This is a genomic window from Providencia sp. PROV080, assembly GCF_033688105.1.
Lineage (GTDB): Bacteria > Pseudomonadota > Gammaproteobacteria > Enterobacterales > Enterobacteriaceae > Providencia > Providencia zhejiangensis.
This window is the reverse complement of record NZ_CP096346.1, coordinates 3,275,952-3,291,612: the sequence shown is the minus strand read 5'-3', so window position 1 is coordinate 3,291,612 and position 15,661 is coordinate 3,275,952. Positions and strand designations below refer to the sequence as shown.

Genomic DNA, 15,661 nt, shown 5'->3' with positions numbered 1-15,661 from the left:
CTTATGGGGCTTGAAGACCACGCCACCCGCTCGCAGGCAATAGTTACTACCTGTACTGTGGCTTGGTGTGGCAACCTAATTTAGAGGTTTATATGCTTGATGAATTCGAGTGAGCATAAAAAAAGCCACCAACTTTTTAGGATGGTGGCAAAGGAGCGTTGAGAGCAACTCCCGATCAGCAAAAACTGGAAAAATAAGTACAGAGTTATTCTAATCATCTAATTTAAAAAAAGAAACAAACTTTATCTGACAGTCTATTTATAACTGGTTGGTATTATTCCGATGCTGGAATTCCGGTGTCGCCAATTAAAGCTGTAAGGATTGCTTACAAGTTCACATTCAAGAGGCTGCCTAGTGCGTAATGCTTGTCAGTTAAGTCATTAATATCGCCGTAACGGGTATCGTTGCGGCTTTTTCTTTACCGCCCTAGGGTAATGCCTTTGTCGTCGACTCGGTAGAACAAAACTTCTAGCCATTGCCAATATCCCATTAATGAATTTTGGTATGTTTCCCGGAGCAACCGCGGGAAGCAGGCTCAGTTGGGCACTCAGGTATATCGCAGTTTGTTTAAATCCCATCTGATAGGGCTCTGTATCTTTCAAGCTGTATGCCATCTGAGCCATCATAAACCGCAGTAAGTTATACGCGAGTACCATTCCCCATAACTCTTGATTTACTAAGACGGGCTTTTTGCTCCTCAATGTGAGTTCATTATTCAACATATGCTGCTTCATTTCTCTGAAGCCATGTTCTATTTCCCAACGATGCCCATACAGGTCGACAATATCGGCGTTGGGGTATCGAAGTGGATCACTCATTGATGTTAATATCTGAACCCTCTTCCCATTCACGTCTTTTGTTATCAATCGAGCTCTCAATATCATTGGAGCGTTAGTCCATTTTTTGCGTGCTTGAGGGGATAGACGTAATTCAACTAACTCATCTCCGGAGCCGAGTTTCTCTACGACTAGGTACTGTGAGCCTTTACGTAATGGGAGCATCCAGTGTTTCTCTACGCCAGAGGACTGCCAATGGTGAAGTAACCCCAGAGCATAAAATCCTTTATCAAAAATGGTCAGAGAACTATCCGGGGTTTGCTCTGTCAATTTGGCAGCAAGGCCAATTTCGCTCACCTCGGAAACGCTACCAAAATGTGCGCCCGAAATCAGATGGCTTGTGATCTCCATCTGGCAAACCATGCGAAGTTGCGGCCAATTAGAACGTGAGTGTTCATTGGCTGTTCGCCCAAATACGGCATCATTTTCAGGGGTATCTGGTGTACGCCATAATGTGCCATCGACAGCCATTAGGGTTAATCCGTTCCAGTGTGATAATGGCAGTTTATCAAGCCAGAGCTGACTTGTTTTCTCAAATACTTTACGGACTGCATCTTCCCCTAGCCGTTGACGTGCCTGAACAACGGCACTTGGTGCAACGAAAGGCCGGTTACCTGGTAAAACAATGTCTAAATGAGAAACGAGTTGCGCCATGGAAAGAGAACGAAAAAGGGACATTCCTGTTACAGCCCATACCATCATTTCCATCGGAAGACGGCGTTTTCTTATCGTAACAACCCCAGCATCCACGAGACATTCATCAATAAGTTCAGCGGAAAGGAGGTCCGAAAGGGCTGTAAATTCTGTTGGAGAGAAAGCCTGAACAGTCTCGAGTGCTTGGCTAAGTAACATAAAAAAATCCGTAATTTTTGGAATGATTACGGATTTTTGCAGAACTGTAGGATCGTTCAACTCATTATTTAGTTCTTAACTGATCGGCATTATGCCTAGTGCGGCCTTTATTACAGGCACAAAAAGGCTACCGAAGTAGCCATTGATTATTTTCAATCTTATGCAGCTTTGCTTAGTGCCATATCAACTACTGAGTTATACCCGAGGTTATAAGCTTCAAATGCATCTTTGTGTCGAACTGCGCCAGCCTGACTATCTGGAATATATTCCAAAACAGAATCATTTTTGGCTTTTGGTGCTCCAATAAGAGCGTGTTGACGGCCTAATTCAAATGCACAGCCTGCGCATTTATGACGGCCAATTTGCCCTTGGTTATCAGACAGATAATCGAAAGCGGAATCATAACGATGTGGGTTTTTACAGATATTTCTACCCATATAAAGAACTCCTGTATAAATAACAGGGCTTTACACAGATCACCAAGTGAAATAGACTGAAAAGGTGATCACATGTAAAACCTGACAGTTTTATTTACCCCTTTGTAGCTCGATACTACTTAGGGGTTCCCTATATCTAGTGTAGGGTTCTCGATAAACACACCAGATATTCGATCATTATATGTTCGAACACAAAAAGATCAAAAAAATGATCAACTTACATCAAATTCTATAAGACCCTGCCTTCTGGCGGGGTTTTTTGTTTCTACCATTTTGTTGATATCACCGAAATGGTCACTCATACGCCGCCACAGAATTCTAATCACACACACTTAATTGACGCATAGAGATTGTGCGCGGCTATCTATTAACTAAATTCCTCCAACATAGGGGGTGAGTATGGATCATATGAAAGAAAACCCCGAGTTCTGGGATAACATATTTCAAATTATTGCTGCTCATAAGGAGCAAGGTATTAGCGCATCACTAGCAACAGGCATGGCGATTCTACGCGGCAAGTACAACGGCGGCGGTTGGAAGAAGACGCTATTTGATGGCGCTATGTGTGCACTATTTGCATGGTTTGTAAAAGACCTTCTAACACTGCTTGGTCTTAACCATGAGTTGGCTTACCTAGCGAGTGTCTTCATTGGGTATGTCGGCGTGGATGGTCTGAGTAAAATTATTAAAGGCAGGGCGGGGGTGAACAATGACTAGACCAGCGCGAGGCATTCGCAATAACAACCCTGGTAACATTGATTACAACAAAGCCAATAATTGGAAAGGGCAATTGCCGCATGACCCAAGTATTGAGCCTCGCTTCTGTCGATTCGAAAGCCCTGTTTATGGTATTCGTGCATTGATGGCACTACTTCGTACCTACCAGCGTAAATACGGATTAAAAACCGTATCAGGCCTGATTGACCGCTGGGCTCCGACGAATGAAAACAACACCCGAGCATATATTAACGGTGTAGCTAAAGAGTTGGGTGTATTGCCTACTGATGTTATCAGTCTTGATGATAAGGCAACCACAATTAAACTGGCCAAGGCAATCATTCGTCATGAAAATGGCACGCAACCCTACGATGAGGCGATGTTCGAAAAAGCGTGGAGTTTATTGTGAACTGGAAAATGCAAGTTTTTACACTGGTTGGAGTGATGATCCTCGGTGGTGTCCTTAATTGGACAATTACTGAGAATCAGAAACTAACAAGTGAAAATAAGTCATTAAAGAGTGAGTTGTCGGCTCAAATAGCTATTACAGCAGACTATGAAAAGCGCATTAACTCCCTTCACGAACTCGACACCAAACACACAGCGGAACTCACAAATGCAAAAGCTGAAATTGACCAGTTGCGTATTGCTGCTGACCGCAATCCTGAGCGGGTGTACATCAGAGCCAGTTGTCCGAAAGGCGAAGGCAGTTCCACCTCCGGCTTGGATGATGGAGCAACCGCCAGACCTACTGACTCCGCTGTCAGAAATTATTGGTTACTCAGAAACAGAATTGCAGAGTCAGAGCAGATGATTAAGGGGTTGCAAGACTACATTAGAACGGAGTGTTTACAGTGAGCTTAGAGGTCGTTTTTTTACTTGCCGAAAGAAGCGAGGTGCAACGTATTCTAGATGGCATTTCGTGGAATGACATTATCGGCAAGATGACATTTACTAGTCGCTTAATGAAAGTGGAATCTCAATTGCGAGATTTAGGCGTTAGTTTTTAATGTCAGACAAGAAAGCAATACGGGAAATTGAACAACAACGGCGGGTAATTGAATAAAAAAAAGCCCACACAGCGTTGGGCTAAGCACATCTGTTGAACAAATGAATATCACATTAAATGTAGTTAACGTATTCAAAATATGCAAGCGAATAATGAGCCTCTGAGAAATCAGGGGCTTTCTGCCATGACAGTATAGGCATGCTGGAAATCGCCATTTAGCCCACAACGACACGTAAAGGCGGTCAATTTGACCGTTAGTAATAAAAACAATGCATTACCATCTATTTCCATTGGTCACTGATTCGATGACCAATGAGCAGGTAATCTAGTTTTGTGACAGAATTAAGCATAATCAACAGGTTATATCTACATACGGGATTATCCCGTATCTACATAAATCGCATTTCGCTCTGTGCATAGCACGCACATTTAAAACACCAAGAGGCTACAGAAAGTGAGCCTGAGAACTGCCGTTATAGCTGGCAAGCTCTCTTGGGGCGGCTTTTCTGTGCTACAGGCTCTCTTTCTATAGGAAATATGCAATGATTAAAATCGTACCTATGAAGTATGACGAAACTCTGATCCCGTTTAATGGCGATTGTTGGGTTAATGCTACAGCAGCAGCTAGGCACTTTGGAAAACTAACCAAAGACTGGTTAAGGGTCTCATCAACTAAAGAGTATATCTACGAGGTTGGCAAAGAGCTTGATATTGAAGCGTATAATTCTAAAGAGGAGATTTCTCCCCTTTTAGTTCGAGTAGAAAAAGGACGACATGGCGGTACTTGGATCCATCCTGAATTAGTAATTGAGTTTGCTAGATGGTTATCACCAAAATTTGCTCGCGCTTGTGACCGGCACATTAAAAACATGTTGATGTCACAGAGTATGACATTAACTGAAGATCAAGTAATTGGGCTACTGACATATAAAGAGGCCACTGAGTGGGAAAAGAGATTTCAAGAACCCTATTACAGAGCGTTATCAAAGATGTCAGGGACTCCTTATTTTGGTCATGTTGGCGGTTGTCCATTATTGTTCGCTGGTATCACGGCTAAATGGGTTTATGGCGTTGCATTACCTGATTATGTCTATGAATCAGTCAAAGAAAATAAAGGCGACAGAGAAAAAATCCATCAGTACCTGAAAGGCGATGCCTTGCATGCGGTAGAACAGCAAATGATGGCAGTAACAAATATTGCTAATAGTTCTGTTGATTATAAAGACTTTGATGCTAGATGTATGGCTGCTTTTGATGTTAAAGGGCAAATGCAATTGCTTTATCCATCGAGCAATCAACCTTCACACACTGCAACATTACAATAGGCCCTAGTGGCCTTTTTTATTTAAGGAATGGATATGGCTAAAAGACCAGATTGGGAGGCCATCGAGTCGGCTTACCGAGCTGGCGTGATGTCCATAAGGGAAATAGCATCTCAATACGAGATAACCCATCAGGCGATAAGTAAGCGCGCCAAGAAAGAAGGATGGGAGCGAGATTTAAAGGCAAAGGTTAAGGCTAGGGCTGAAAACTTGGTTGCCAAAAGGGAGGTTGCCAGTCTGGTTGCCACCGAAAAGGCTATTTCAGAACGGCAACTTATTGAGGCTAATGCCGAGGTTATCGCTAATGTCCGCATGGAGCATAGAGGCGATATTCGCAGGGCGAGAGAATTAACCAACAACTTATTTGATGAACTATCTGCTGAATGTGCTGATGTGCCAGCCTTAAGAAAACTTGGCGAGTTAATGTTTAGTCCTGATGACAACGGACGCGACAAACTCAATGAAATTTATCACTCAATCATCTCCCTGCCTGAGCGCGTTAAGTCAGCCAAAGCATTAAGTGAAACACTCAAAAACTTGGTTGGGCTTGAGCGTCAAGCATACGGGCTTGATGACGTACAACCGAATAAGACAGCTAGTCAGCTATCAGAACTAATGGACGACTTATCTAAGGAATAATCATGAAGCCAGAACATCTTGCATTATTGAGAGATAAGCTCTGGCGATTGAATCATCTTTACTGGATCACCAACAAAGAAGGTAAGCCAGTTCGATTTAAAATGACGCCTGAGCAGCTTGAATACTTTGAAGGGATGCACACGCGAAACATTATCTTAAAGGCTCGGCAACTAGGTTTTACGACTGAGGTCTGCATCATCCAATTAGATGCAGCGTTATTTGAGGCGGCTAAATGTGCACTGATAGCTCATACGCTAAATGACGCTAAGCGCCTATTCAGGGAAAAGATAAAGTATGCCTACGAAAAATTACCTGATGAAATTAAAGCAGCAAATCCAGCGAGTAATGACGCGGCTGGTGAGTTGGTTTTTAGTAAAGGCGGGTCACTTTATATCAGCACGTCATTTCGTGGCGGTACGCTCCGTTATTTGCACGTTTCTGAGTTCGGTAAGATATGCGCTAAGTATCCAGAGAAAGCACGTGAGATTGTCACTGGCGCATTTGAGGCGGTATCAAGCGATTGTTTTACGACGATTGAAAGCACAGCGGAGGGTCGAGCAGGTTATTTCTTCGATTATTGCCAGTCTGCTGAGAAAGCGCAAATTCAGAATAAGACTCTCTCTAACCTAGACTGGAAGTTCTTTTTCTTCTCATGGTGGAAGAATCCAGAGTATGCCATCAACCCTGTTGAGCCATTACCGCAACGGTTAGTTGATTATTTCGATGAGATAGCCAGCAAACATGGTGTTCAATTAAACGAGCGTCAAAAAGCTTGGTATTACGCCAAAGAGAAAACGCTTGGCGACGATATGAAGCGAGAATACCCGTCAATACCGTCTGAGGCATTCCAGCAATCGGTTGAAGGCGCTTACTACGCTAAGCAGTTCCGCTTCCTGTACGAAAATAAACGCATTGGCACACTTCCTGATAACTCGCATTTACCGGTTCACACGTACTGGGATATTGGTGTGGGTGATTCAACATCAATTTGGTTTATTCGTGAAGTGGGCGAGGAGTTCCACGTCATTGATCACTACTCAAACAGTGGTGAAGGTCTACGGCACTACATGAAAGTGCTGAAAGACAAAGGCTATACATATGCAAGTCACAATGGCCCTCATGATATCGATAACCGCGAGTTTGGTTCTGATGCGAAATCTCGACGTGAGTTAGCGCGTGAAGGGTACGAAATCGACGGGCAAATTTACTCAATACGATTTGAAGTGGTGCCGAAACTTTCAGTTGATGAAGGTATCGAAGCGGTGCGTGAAATTCTGCCTCTCTGCGCTTTTGATGAGCATAAATGTAGTGAAGGCATTGCTCATCTCGAAGCTTACCGCAAAGAGTGGGATGACAAACGGGGCTGTTGGAAAGATAAACCGCTTCACGACTACACATCACATGATGCTGATGGGTTTAGGTATTTTGCAGTGAGTAGAAGAAACACTAAGCGCCCAGCATTCGAAATTAACCTAGGAACAACCTTCTGATGAGTACAACAAATGTAGATTTCACTCGACCGGAGTATAAAGCGGCTGCTCCTCAGTGGGAGCTAGTTCGCGCTGTTTGCCGAGGCGGTGAAGATATAAAAAATTATCTTCCTGAACTTGAAGAACAAGATGGCAAACGCAAAAAGAAGCGCAATAAAGATTATCAAGACCGTGCGGTGTTCTATCCAATAACGGGCAATACTCGCAACGGCATGATAGGGATGGCATTTAAAAAGGATCCCTTAGTTGCGGTTGTCGAAAAGCTATCGTGTTTAAAAGATGATGCTGATGGCGCAGGCTCAAGTATTTATCAACTTGCTCAGTCCTCGCTTGAGTCGGTATTAGAGGTGGGGCGGCACGGGCTATATGTTGATTACAACAGTGATTCTAAACTTCCGTACATATTTCAATATCGAGCTGAAGATATCATTAATTGGCGCACTGACCGCATAAATGGTCGCACTATGTTAACGCTGGTGGTATTGCGAGAGACGGTGGAAGAAGAGGACGGGTTTGGTTTTAAGGATGAGGTTCAATACCGGGTATTGTCGATAGAAGAAGGTAAGTTTGTCTGTCGTGTCTATCGCAAGCCAAGTGGAAGCAGTGTCTTTGTTATCGATTCTGAATATATTCCAGAACGAGCAGGCAACGGCGCGTGGGATGAAATTCCTTTCACGTTTATTGGTGCTCAGAATAACGATCACACTATTGATGAAGCTCCATTGTTAGGGCTAGCAAAAATCAATTTAGGGCATTATCGAAATTCTGCTGATTATGAAGATTCTGTTTTCTTCTGTGGGCAAATACAACCTTATTTAGGTGGACTAGGAACAGAATGGCGTGACTATCTAGAAAAGAAAGGCGTTATGGTTGGTTCTCGCTCGCCAATTATGTTGCCAGAAAAAGGTTTCTTTGGTTACGCTCAGGCTCAGCCTAACATGCTGGCAAAGGAGGCAATGGACAGTAAACGCGATTATATGGTTGCGCTTGGTGCTCAGTTAGTTTCTGCGGACAGCAAAGTTAAAACGGTTATTCAGTCTGTCGGTGAGCAGAACGCACAAACCTCCATTCTTAGCATCTGTTGCTCTAACGTTTCCGATGCATTCAGTAAAGCGCTAATGTGGTGTGCTGAATACATTGGTTTAGACACGAAAGATATTTCTTTTGAAATTAACAAAGACCTCGTTAATCATATTGCCGATAGTTCGATGATCCGTGAAATCGTCGCAGCATGGCAATCTGGCGCAACGCGTAAATCTGATTTGGTTCGTAGTTTGCAAAAATATGATGTTATCGACCCCGCTGATGATGTGGATGTGGTGGTGGATGAGCTTAATAATCAAGAGCCGACAATGGTAGGTGAGACATGAGATCAGTGAATGAGCGGTTAATGGATGAATTGATTGCTCACTCCCTGTTTTCTGGTCGCTATTCTACTGGTGTCGCGAGGCGGATGATAAAGGCGCTCAATGAGTTTGATGCTGAATTAACGGCTTCACTTATTGTGGCGTTGGATGATGCCACCATTGATGTTAATAGTTTCACTGCTAGGCGATTGGAGTCGTTATTATCAAGCGTTAGAAGTATTAATAAGCGAGCTGTTGATAGCGCTTTTTCGCTACTGACGGAAGAAATGAGAGCACATGCATTATATGAGGCTGGTTATTACCCATCCCTTTTTGATTCTCTACTACCTGACGTTGTTCTACGCAAATACCCACTAATGAGCATTACAGAGGAAATGCTATTTTCCTCAGTCATGTCTCGCCCTTTTCAAGGGAAATTACTTTCTGAATGGGCTGATGGATTAGAGTCAGATCGCATGACACGCATAAATAACGCTGTTCGTAATGGTTATTTAAATGGTGATAGTGCGGTAGAAATCGGACGTAAAATCAGAGGACATGCAAACCAAGGTTATAAGGATGGGGTATTGCAACTAAGCCGAGCTAATGCGACGACAATAGCTAAAACGGCCATTAGTCATTTACAAGCAACAGCGCGAGATCAGTTTGCTGATGCCAATAAAGACATTCTTGATTGTAAGCAATGGTTATCTACCCTCGATAATAAAACATCTCACGATTGCATTATTCGGGATAGGTTGAAATACACGCTGGAAGGTAAGCCTATTGGTCATAAAGTTCCTTATCTACAAGGCCCCGGGAAAATCCACTTCAATTGCCGCTCAACAGAAACATTGGTTACTAAATCATGGCGTGAATTAGGCATTGATTTAGATGAGATGGATGCAGGAACGAGAGCATCAATGGACGGGCAAGTGCCAGCGGATACTAATTTTCTTGATTGGATACAGCGACAACCTGAGTGGCGACAGCGACAGGTGTTTGGGGAGACGCGATTTAGATTGATGAAAGAAGGTGGTATTCATCCATCCGAATTTTACACGGACAAAGGTGAGTTTATTTCTCTCGAACAACTCAGGGAGATAGACAAGCAGGCATTTAGAGAGGCTGGATATAGCTAATCAATAAACCATTTAACAAGGTCACCTCGGTGGCCTTTTTTATTAACCGAATTCAGCTCAGGGCTGATTTATCACAACGCGCTAGGCGCATTCAATCCCAAGGGGAACAACATGTTATTTATGAATATCGAACGCAAATATTATTCACATACTGATGATGGCTCTCAAGGTGGAGGTGGTGGAACACCGAAAATCACTCCAGAAATTCAAGCTATTATCGACCAGCAGGTTTCAGGGCTAAAGGCTAAAAACAGTGAGTTGCTAGGCAAGCTCAAAGAGCAAAACGATAATCTCAAGCGTTTTGATGGTATTGATCCCGATGCTGTACGTGGAATTCTCAAACGTTTTGAAAATGATGAAGAAGCCAAGTTAATCGCTGACGGCAAAATTGATGAAGTCATTAATAAACGTACTGAGCGCTTACGCAATGACGTTGATAAACAACTGAAAGAAGCCAATAGCCGAGTGGAAAGGGCTGAGGCGTTTGCAAATAAATTCCGTGCTCGTGTATTAGGCGATGAAATTCGTTCCGCAGCAGGGAAAGCGGGTGCATTAACCAGCGCTCAAGAAGATTTAATTTTACGTGCCAAAGGCATTTTTGAGATCAACGATGAAGGTCAGGCCGTAGCCGTTGATGAAGATGGCAATCCAATCATGGGCAAAGATGGTCGCACGCCATTATCACCTATTGAATGGATTGAATCCCTAAAAGAAAGTGCTCCTCACTTATTCCCCGCAGCCTCTGGTACAGATGCAGGGAAACATAAACAAGGTGGTGCACATTTTAAACGTTCTCAAATGTCCGCCAGTGACAAGGCTGATTATATTCGCCGATACGGGCGTGACGCATATTTAAAACTTCCAAAAGAGTAAGGAAATATAAGTAATGGCTACGACAACTAATAGCGATTTAGTGATTTATAACGATTTGGCACAAACGGCGTTCTTAGAGCGTCGCCAAGATAATTTAGCCGTCTTTAATCAGGCGTCAAATGGCGCTATCGTGCTAGATAATCTGTTTATTGAAGGTGACTTCCGTAAACGTGCTTTCTACCAAATTGGCGGTTCTATTGAACACCGTGATGTAAATTCTACGGACACAGTAGAGAATAAAAAAATAGGCGCGGGCGAATCTGTTGATGTAAAAGCACCTTGGAAATATGGTCCTTATGCAACGACAGAAGAAGCATTTAAACGCCGTGGCCGTGATGTATCGGAGTTCTCTGAGCTGGTGGGTACCGATGCGGCAGATGCTTCACTAGAGGGTTATATCAAATACTCTTTAGCTGCTTTAGGTGCCGCTATTGGCAATAACGAAGAAATGGTGGTTACAGCTGATATTGCGACTGATGGTAAGAAAACACTGACAAAAGGTTTGCGCAAATATGGTGATAAATTCAACCGCGTAAATCTGTTTGTTATGCACTCAACCACCTACTTCGATATTGTTGATCAGGCCATTGATAACAAAGTGTATGAAGAAGCGGGTGTGGTTATCTACGGTGGACAGCCGGGCACATTAGGCAAGCCTGTATTGGTAACAGATACAGCGCCAGTAGATGCCATCTTTGGTTTAGTGCCGGGAGCTGTGACCATCACTGAATCCCAAGAGCCAACTTTCCGATCTTATGAAATCAATGACAAGGAGAACTTGGAAATTGGTTATCGTGGTGAAGGCGTGGTTAACGTTGGCGTTCTGGGTTATAGCTGGGATGAATCAAAAGGCAAAAACCCTGACTTAACACAGTTAGGCACCGCAGGTAACTGGAAGAAGCATTTCACTAGCAACAAATTAACCGCTGGCGTCATGATTAAACTGATTGCCGAAGAGGGAAAGTAACCCTGTCAGCGGATAAAACGTCCGCTATCGCTGACAGTACAGATACAGTAACGATCACTCTTAATTACACCAAGGGTAGCTCTCCAGTCGAAGGAGCTACAGTTAATTGGTCTACAACAGGTGGTAAATTAAGCGTTACTTCATCTAAGACGGGCAAAGCTGGTGGTGCGACAGTGAAATTAACTTCTGATGCACAAGGTGAATTTATTGTCACGGCCACTGTTGATGGTGTTGCGCAAAATACTGATGCAATTACATTCACAGAAAAAACTTCTCCAGATGAGTAATTTAAGGGGCTTTGTGCCCCTCTTTTTTTTTGAGGTGAGCATGATTGATCCTGATAAGAACTCTCTAACATTTAATAGCTACGCCAGTGTTGATGATTTGAAGAAATACGCTGAGGATAGAAATATCACTTTGGCAGATAGTGGATTAGAGGCATTACTAATTACGGCAATGGATTATCTTGAGTCGCAGAAATGGTTAGGTAAACGAACCAATCCAAACCAGCCTTTATCTTTCCCACGTTCAGGGTTATCTCGTGATGGCGTGGCTATCCCAAGCGATCAGATACCAAAGCAATTAATCCAAGCTCAATGCCGTTTAGCGATTGAATCAGTAGAAAATGACCTACAGCCAACGTTAGGCGCTGAAATCACCTCTGAGCGAATTGAGGGGGCTATTACTGTGCAATATGCCGAAGGCACTAATACTGGCGCACCAAACTTTCCTTGGTTAAAAGGTTTATTATCTGGCTTGATTGATGTCTCAGATGGATTTGCCATTAATACATTTGCAATGAGGTAGCGATGAACATTTATCAGCGTGGGCAAAGCACAGCATTGCGAATGTTGAAAAAATATGGCGTTTCCTATCAGGCTAAGCGTGATGGTAAGCATTGGGTTGATGATGAGGGGCAGGAGCGATTTGAGCCAGAAACGTTATTTTCTGTTGTCGGGGTAAAAACGCAATATAAACCTTACGAAATCGACGGCACGCTTATTCTCTCTACGGATATTAAAATGATACTTCCTCCAGACGTTGATATACAAAAAGGGGATAAGGTGCTTGTCGATGGCGTTTGGTTGCGCGTTCATGAACCGAACCCTGTTAAACCCGCTGATATTATTATCTGCTATCAGTCTCAGTTGAGGGGGTGATATGTCAGATCAGTTCATGAAGTCGATTAACTTATTTATCGATAAAGCCAATGAAAATATTGAAACGGTTGTCAAAAATACAGGGTTTAAAATATTAGCGAAGCTTGTTGATATGTCACCTGTTGGAAATCCTGAATTATGGGAAGTTAATAGGGTTGCCTCAAACTACAATAAAGCAGTTTTTGAACATAATGAGTATCTAAAACAAGATCCTAATAATTTAACACCAAAGCGACGTCAATTAAAAAAGCGTGTTCGTGTTAATGACTCTATGGATATTTATGTTCCTCCTGGTTATACAGGTGGTCGATTTAGAGGTAATTGGCAGGTGTCATTTGATGCTCCAGCGGAAGGCGAGACGGGTCGCATAGATAAGTCAGGCAATATGACAAAGGCGTTAGGCAACGTTGTTATTGAACAATTTAAGGTAGGAATGAAAGCTATCTATTTCACAAACAATGTACATTATGCTTACCGCCTCGAAATGGGGCATTCGAAACAAGCACCTAACGGCATGGTTGCCGTGACTGCTGAGGAATTTAGTCAGTTTTTCAACTCTGCCGTATCGGAAGCTAGATCATGAATCAGTCGACAATTAATGCTGAAATACGAAAGCTGGTTGCGAGTATTGGTAAGGATTTAAACCTTAAAATCGCATGGCCTAATCTTTATTTTGATGATATCAACGATCCCTATCTCCAGCTTCATATCATGCCAGCAGAAACGGATAACATCGGGTTATCTCTGGATATGCCTGTTTGTCGTGGTGTTATCCAAATTAACGTAGTTGGGAAAGTAGGGAGTGGGGACGATAAGATATCAACTATTGCTGATGACGTTAAAAACAGATTAGAAAATGGATTAACATTAGGGGAGGGAGTCTACATTAACGGAGAGCCTAATCAGCTCCCTCCAATTTCAGATGAAGCAAATTACACTATTCCTATTCGTGCATCCTATCGATGTAACGCAATCCGATAACGCCGCTTAATTGCGGTTTTTTTATACCTAAAAATAGAGGTTAACAATGGCCTATAACATTCCTAATGGCTCACGAGTCTACGTGGCAAGTAAATATGGTAAAGAAGTAGAATTTACTACAGCAAGCAACGCCGCAGAGGCGGTTCTTACCGTGGCTGCATCTAGCGGCGTGAAAGCTGGCGATATTGTTCAAGTAATATCTGGATGGAAAAGAATGTCTGGCGTGTATCGAGTGAAGGCTGCGGCAGAAACCAGTGTCACTCTCGAGGGGGTCGATACCACGGACACAGAAAGATTCCCAGCAGGCGGAGGGAAGGGAACATTAAAAACCATCCAAGAGTGGGAGGTCATGCCGCAGGTAATGACGCTATCCACCGAAGGCGGTGAGCAGCAAACACAAGAAATTCAATTTCTTGAAGATGAGCAAGCGGAAACTATTGATACATATAAATCGGGTATCGTTCAGGTCTATACTTTTGCTCATGACGCTCAATTACCAATTCGTAAGTTACTGATGAAGCTGGATGATACAAAACAGTTAACAGCCATACGATTTTATAACAAACGAGCAGGTGAAGATCGCTATTACTCTGCAAGTGTTTCATTTCAGCGCGTGCCGAACACAGCCATCAATGAGGTTGAGAATGTATCAGCTCGCTTTTCTCTCAAGTCAGATATGCAAATCTACGCGACAGCATAATAACACCCCCTCTTATGAGGGGGATTTTTTAAGGGGTAACAATGCCTAAGTTTACTTTGATTCCTGAACCAAGATTTAAAGCAGATGTAAAAATTCCTGTCGCTGGTAAAGAAAAGCCAGAGATAGTGACGTTTACATTTAATCACATGCCAATGAGCAAGTTGGAAGAGTTGAAAGACGAAAAGGTTGATGACTTTTTCAAGAAAATTATAGCTGATTGGGCTATCGAAGAGCCATATAACGAAGATAATCTCAATTTATTGTTCGATAATTACCCAGCAGCGGCAGGCGCTATAACGACAGCTTATTATCATGAGCTTTTGGGTAATCGCGAAAAAAACTCTTAACGGTCGCCGAGGCGATGTATGGCGGAATGAGTTCAAAAGAATCGGCTGAGTTCGAGCGTGCTTTTGGCTTTCCGCCTGACATTGATGATGTTGAGGTGTGGCCTGACGTTTGGGAATCGTATCAAGTATTTTCAGCCATGAAGACACAATGGCGCGTAGGCATGAGTGGCATCACTGGCTTGGATTACAACCCGTTAAACCAAGTGATGGACTTGCTCAACATCAAAGATAGGGCGACCGTATTTAGCGATCTGCGCATTATGGAAGCTAAGGCGTTAGAGGTAATGCACAAGAGGTCACAATAATGAACCGATAAGCGTCGGTTGGTGAGTAGGAAATAATACTAAGTAGGGCATCAATGCCCCTAGGAGGATATATGAACATAACGAAAGTCACCCCCACCCGTAACCAGCAGTGCCCATGAGGCAGCGGAGTTCGCTATAAGTGGTGCTGTGGGAAGTTGAAATAGGAGGGGTATGGCTAGCAAGAGGGGTGTCATAGCTTGGAAATCTCGTGGGGCGCGAATTATACGAGCGTCAATGTAAAATACAAGCAAAACTGTTGACTTAATGTAACTTAACTTACATTATAACCAGAGGTAATACGCATCGTATACCTAGATGTAAATTATAACTCATTGGTTTATAACGAGGTTAATATGGGTCACGCACTGCAAAAGCCTAACCGCTTAAATATACCTGCTCGTGACAAAAGTAAAATTGCAGCGCCAAAAGCTGCCATGAGCGAGCAATGTTCTCACGATAATCAAGTCAAGAATGCTTTTGATTTTGGTTTCGCTCGCTATGAAAAAGCCATGGAAAAATTAGCTAAGGTATAGTGAGT

The 15,661-nt window shown here is 43.0% G+C and carries 21 protein-coding genes; 19 read left to right on the top strand and 2 right to left on the bottom strand.

The features are described 5' to 3' along the window. Positions 1–380 precede the first annotated feature (380 nt). Together M1F03_RS14685 and M1F03_RS14680 are read right to left on the bottom strand one after the other, a co-directional pair. The gene (locus M1F03_RS14685) at positions 381–1,688 is read right to left on the bottom strand and encodes an IS4 family transposase (RefSeq protein WP_318840140.1); all 1,308 of its coding nucleotides are present in this window, start codon (positions 1,686–1,688) and stop codon (positions 381–383) included. 158 nt (positions 1,689–1,846) lie between these two features. Then, positions 1,847–2,125: a hypothetical protein gene (locus M1F03_RS14680; RefSeq protein WP_251464600.1), complete on the bottom strand. Its 279-nt coding sequence runs from the start codon at positions 2,123–2,125 to the stop codon at positions 1,847–1,849. A gap of 408 nt (positions 2,126–2,533) precedes the next feature. Here M1F03_RS14680 and M1F03_RS14675 point away from each other — a divergent pair, with 408 nt between their 5' ends. From M1F03_RS14675 to M1F03_RS14585, 19 genes are all read left to right on the top strand, one after another. Next, entirely contained in the window at positions 2,534–2,842 is a 309-nt protein-coding gene (locus M1F03_RS14675) for a phage holin, lambda family (protein ID WP_275258199.1), read from the top strand. Then, the gene (locus M1F03_RS14670; protein WP_318839971.1) at positions 2,835–3,251 is read left to right on the top strand and encodes a structural protein; all 417 of its coding nucleotides are present in this window, start codon (positions 2,835–2,837) and stop codon (positions 3,249–3,251) included. Before M1F03_RS14675 ends, M1F03_RS14670 begins: the two co-directional genes overlap by 8 nt. Then, positions 3,248–3,700 carry a lysis protein gene (locus tag M1F03_RS14665; RefSeq protein WP_375097474.1) on the top strand — a complete coding sequence of 151 codons (453 nt, stop codon included), beginning with the start codon at positions 3,248–3,250 and terminating at the stop codon, positions 3,698–3,700. Before M1F03_RS14670 ends, M1F03_RS14665 begins: the two co-directional genes overlap by 4 nt. A gap of 693 nt (positions 3,701–4,393) precedes the next feature. Next, complete coding sequence (locus tag M1F03_RS14660) at positions 4,394–5,176, top strand: KilA-N domain-containing protein (RefSeq protein WP_251464598.1); 783 nt, start codon at positions 4,394–4,396, stop codon at positions 5,174–5,176. Positions 5,177–5,209: 33 nt separating this feature from the next. After that, positions 5,210–5,812, top strand: coding sequence for a hypothetical protein (locus M1F03_RS14655; protein ID WP_004247495.1), 603 nt, complete (start codon positions 5,210–5,212; stop codon positions 5,810–5,812). Positions 5,813–5,814: 2 nt separating this feature from the next. Next, positions 5,815–7,302, top strand: a complete 1,488-nt coding sequence (locus M1F03_RS14650; RefSeq protein WP_318839970.1) for a terminase — start codon at positions 5,815–5,817, stop codon at positions 7,300–7,302. Continuing rightward, positions 7,302–8,672, top strand: coding sequence for a DUF4055 domain-containing protein (locus M1F03_RS14645; RefSeq protein ID WP_318839969.1), 1,371 nt, complete (start codon positions 7,302–7,304; stop codon positions 8,670–8,672). The genes M1F03_RS14650 and M1F03_RS14645 overlap by 1 nt, the downstream gene beginning before the upstream one ends. Continuing rightward, positions 8,669–9,790 carry a phage minor head protein gene (locus M1F03_RS14640; protein WP_154623722.1) on the top strand — a complete coding sequence of 374 codons (1,122 nt, stop codon included), beginning with the start codon at positions 8,669–8,671 and terminating at the stop codon, positions 9,788–9,790. The genes M1F03_RS14645 and M1F03_RS14640 overlap by 4 nt, the downstream gene beginning before the upstream one ends. Before the next feature lie 111 nt (positions 9,791–9,901). Next, on the top strand, positions 9,902–10,663 hold the full coding sequence (locus M1F03_RS14635) for a hypothetical protein (RefSeq protein WP_318839968.1): 762 nt from the start codon (positions 9,902–9,904) through the stop codon (positions 10,661–10,663). Positions 10,664–10,676: 13 nt separating this feature from the next. Then, on the top strand, positions 10,677–11,630 hold the full coding sequence (locus M1F03_RS14630) for a major capsid protein (protein ID WP_318839967.1): 954 nt from the start codon (positions 10,677–10,679) through the stop codon (positions 11,628–11,630). Positions 11,631–11,632: 2 nt separating this feature from the next. Beyond that, on the top strand, positions 11,633–11,917 hold the full coding sequence (locus M1F03_RS14625) for an Ig-like domain-containing protein (RefSeq protein ID WP_115353767.1): 285 nt from the start codon (positions 11,633–11,635) through the stop codon (positions 11,915–11,917). A gap of 40 nt (positions 11,918–11,957) precedes the next feature. Beyond that, complete coding sequence (locus M1F03_RS14620) at positions 11,958–12,437, top strand: DnaT-like ssDNA-binding protein (RefSeq protein ID WP_105874194.1); 480 nt, start codon at positions 11,958–11,960, stop codon at positions 12,435–12,437. A 2-nt stretch (positions 12,438–12,439) separates the two neighbouring features. Further along, positions 12,440–12,790, top strand: coding sequence for a hypothetical protein (locus M1F03_RS14615; protein ID WP_318839966.1), 351 nt, complete (start codon positions 12,440–12,442; stop codon positions 12,788–12,790). A 1-nt stretch (position 12,791) separates the two neighbouring features. Beyond that, positions 12,792–13,373, top strand: a complete 582-nt coding sequence (locus tag M1F03_RS14610; RefSeq protein ID WP_318839965.1) for a hypothetical protein — start codon at positions 12,792–12,794, stop codon at positions 13,371–13,373. Continuing rightward, complete coding sequence (locus M1F03_RS14605) at positions 13,370–13,771, top strand: phage tail terminator-like protein (RefSeq protein ID WP_318839964.1); 402 nt, start codon at positions 13,370–13,372, stop codon at positions 13,769–13,771. The genes M1F03_RS14610 and M1F03_RS14605 overlap by 4 nt, the downstream gene beginning before the upstream one ends. Positions 13,772–13,817: 46 nt before the next feature. Next, positions 13,818–14,471, top strand: coding sequence for a phage tail protein (locus M1F03_RS14600; RefSeq protein WP_060561428.1), 654 nt, complete (start codon positions 13,818–13,820; stop codon positions 14,469–14,471). A 41-nt stretch (positions 14,472–14,512) separates the two neighbouring features. Then, on the top strand, positions 14,513–14,818 hold the full coding sequence (locus M1F03_RS14595) for a phage tail assembly chaperone (RefSeq protein ID WP_060561429.1): 306 nt from the start codon (positions 14,513–14,515) through the stop codon (positions 14,816–14,818). A gap of 26 nt (positions 14,819–14,844) precedes the next feature. Then, complete coding sequence (locus tag M1F03_RS14590) at positions 14,845–15,123, top strand: DUF1799 domain-containing protein (protein ID WP_081045588.1); 279 nt, start codon at positions 14,845–14,847, stop codon at positions 15,121–15,123. 353 nt (positions 15,124–15,476) lie between these two features. Further along, complete coding sequence (locus tag M1F03_RS14585; protein WP_042847844.1) at positions 15,477–15,656, top strand: hypothetical protein; 180 nt, start codon at positions 15,477–15,479, stop codon at positions 15,654–15,656. Positions 15,657–15,661 lie beyond the last annotated feature (5 nt).

Excerpts from the sequence above, each read along its gene's own strand:
- M1F03_RS14590 (WP_081045588.1), top strand. The coding sequence starts at position 14,845 with ATGAGTTCAAAAGAATCGGCTGAGTTCGAGCGTGCTTTTGGCTTTCCG.
- M1F03_RS14635 (WP_318839968.1), top strand. The coding sequence starts at position 9,902 with ATGTTATTTATGAATATCGAACGCAAATATTATTCACATACTGATGAT.
- M1F03_RS14615 (WP_318839966.1), top strand. The coding sequence starts at position 12,440 with ATGAACATTTATCAGCGTGGGCAAAGCACAGCATTGCGAATGTTGAAA.
- M1F03_RS14620 (WP_105874194.1), top strand. The coding sequence starts at position 11,958 with ATGATTGATCCTGATAAGAACTCTCTAACATTTAATAGCTACGCCAGT.
- M1F03_RS14680 (WP_251464600.1), bottom strand. The coding sequence starts at position 2,125 with ATGGGTAGAAATATCTGTAAAAACCCACATCGTTATGATTCCGCTTTC.
- M1F03_RS14645 (WP_318839969.1), top strand. The coding sequence starts at position 7,302 with ATGAGTACAACAAATGTAGATTTCACTCGACCGGAGTATAAAGCGGCT.
- M1F03_RS14630 (WP_318839967.1), top strand. The coding sequence starts at position 10,677 with ATGGCTACGACAACTAATAGCGATTTAGTGATTTATAACGATTTGGCA.
- M1F03_RS14660 (WP_251464598.1), top strand. The coding sequence starts at position 4,394 with ATGATTAAAATCGTACCTATGAAGTATGACGAAACTCTGATCCCGTTT.
- M1F03_RS14605 (WP_318839964.1), top strand. The coding sequence starts at position 13,370 with ATGAATCAGTCGACAATTAATGCTGAAATACGAAAGCTGGTTGCGAGT.
- M1F03_RS14675 (WP_275258199.1), top strand. The coding sequence starts at position 2,534 with ATGAAAGAAAACCCCGAGTTCTGGGATAACATATTTCAAATTATTGCT.
- M1F03_RS14595 (WP_060561429.1), top strand. The coding sequence starts at position 14,513 with ATGCCTAAGTTTACTTTGATTCCTGAACCAAGATTTAAAGCAGATGTA.
- M1F03_RS14610 (WP_318839965.1), top strand. The coding sequence starts at position 12,792 with ATGTCAGATCAGTTCATGAAGTCGATTAACTTATTTATCGATAAAGCC.
- M1F03_RS14585 (WP_042847844.1), top strand. The coding sequence starts at position 15,477 with ATGGGTCACGCACTGCAAAAGCCTAACCGCTTAAATATACCTGCTCGT.
- M1F03_RS14600 (WP_060561428.1), top strand. The coding sequence starts at position 13,818 with ATGGCCTATAACATTCCTAATGGCTCACGAGTCTACGTGGCAAGTAAA.
- M1F03_RS14650 (WP_318839970.1), top strand. The coding sequence starts at position 5,815 with ATGAAGCCAGAACATCTTGCATTATTGAGAGATAAGCTCTGGCGATTG.
- M1F03_RS14655 (WP_004247495.1), top strand. The coding sequence starts at position 5,210 with ATGGCTAAAAGACCAGATTGGGAGGCCATCGAGTCGGCTTACCGAGCT.
- M1F03_RS14670 (WP_318839971.1), top strand. The coding sequence starts at position 2,835 with ATGACTAGACCAGCGCGAGGCATTCGCAATAACAACCCTGGTAACATT.
- M1F03_RS14685 (WP_318840140.1), bottom strand. The coding sequence starts at position 1,688 with ATGTTACTTAGCCAAGCACTCGAGACTGTTCAGGCTTTCTCTCCAACA.
- M1F03_RS14640 (WP_154623722.1), top strand. The coding sequence starts at position 8,669 with ATGAGATCAGTGAATGAGCGGTTAATGGATGAATTGATTGCTCACTCC.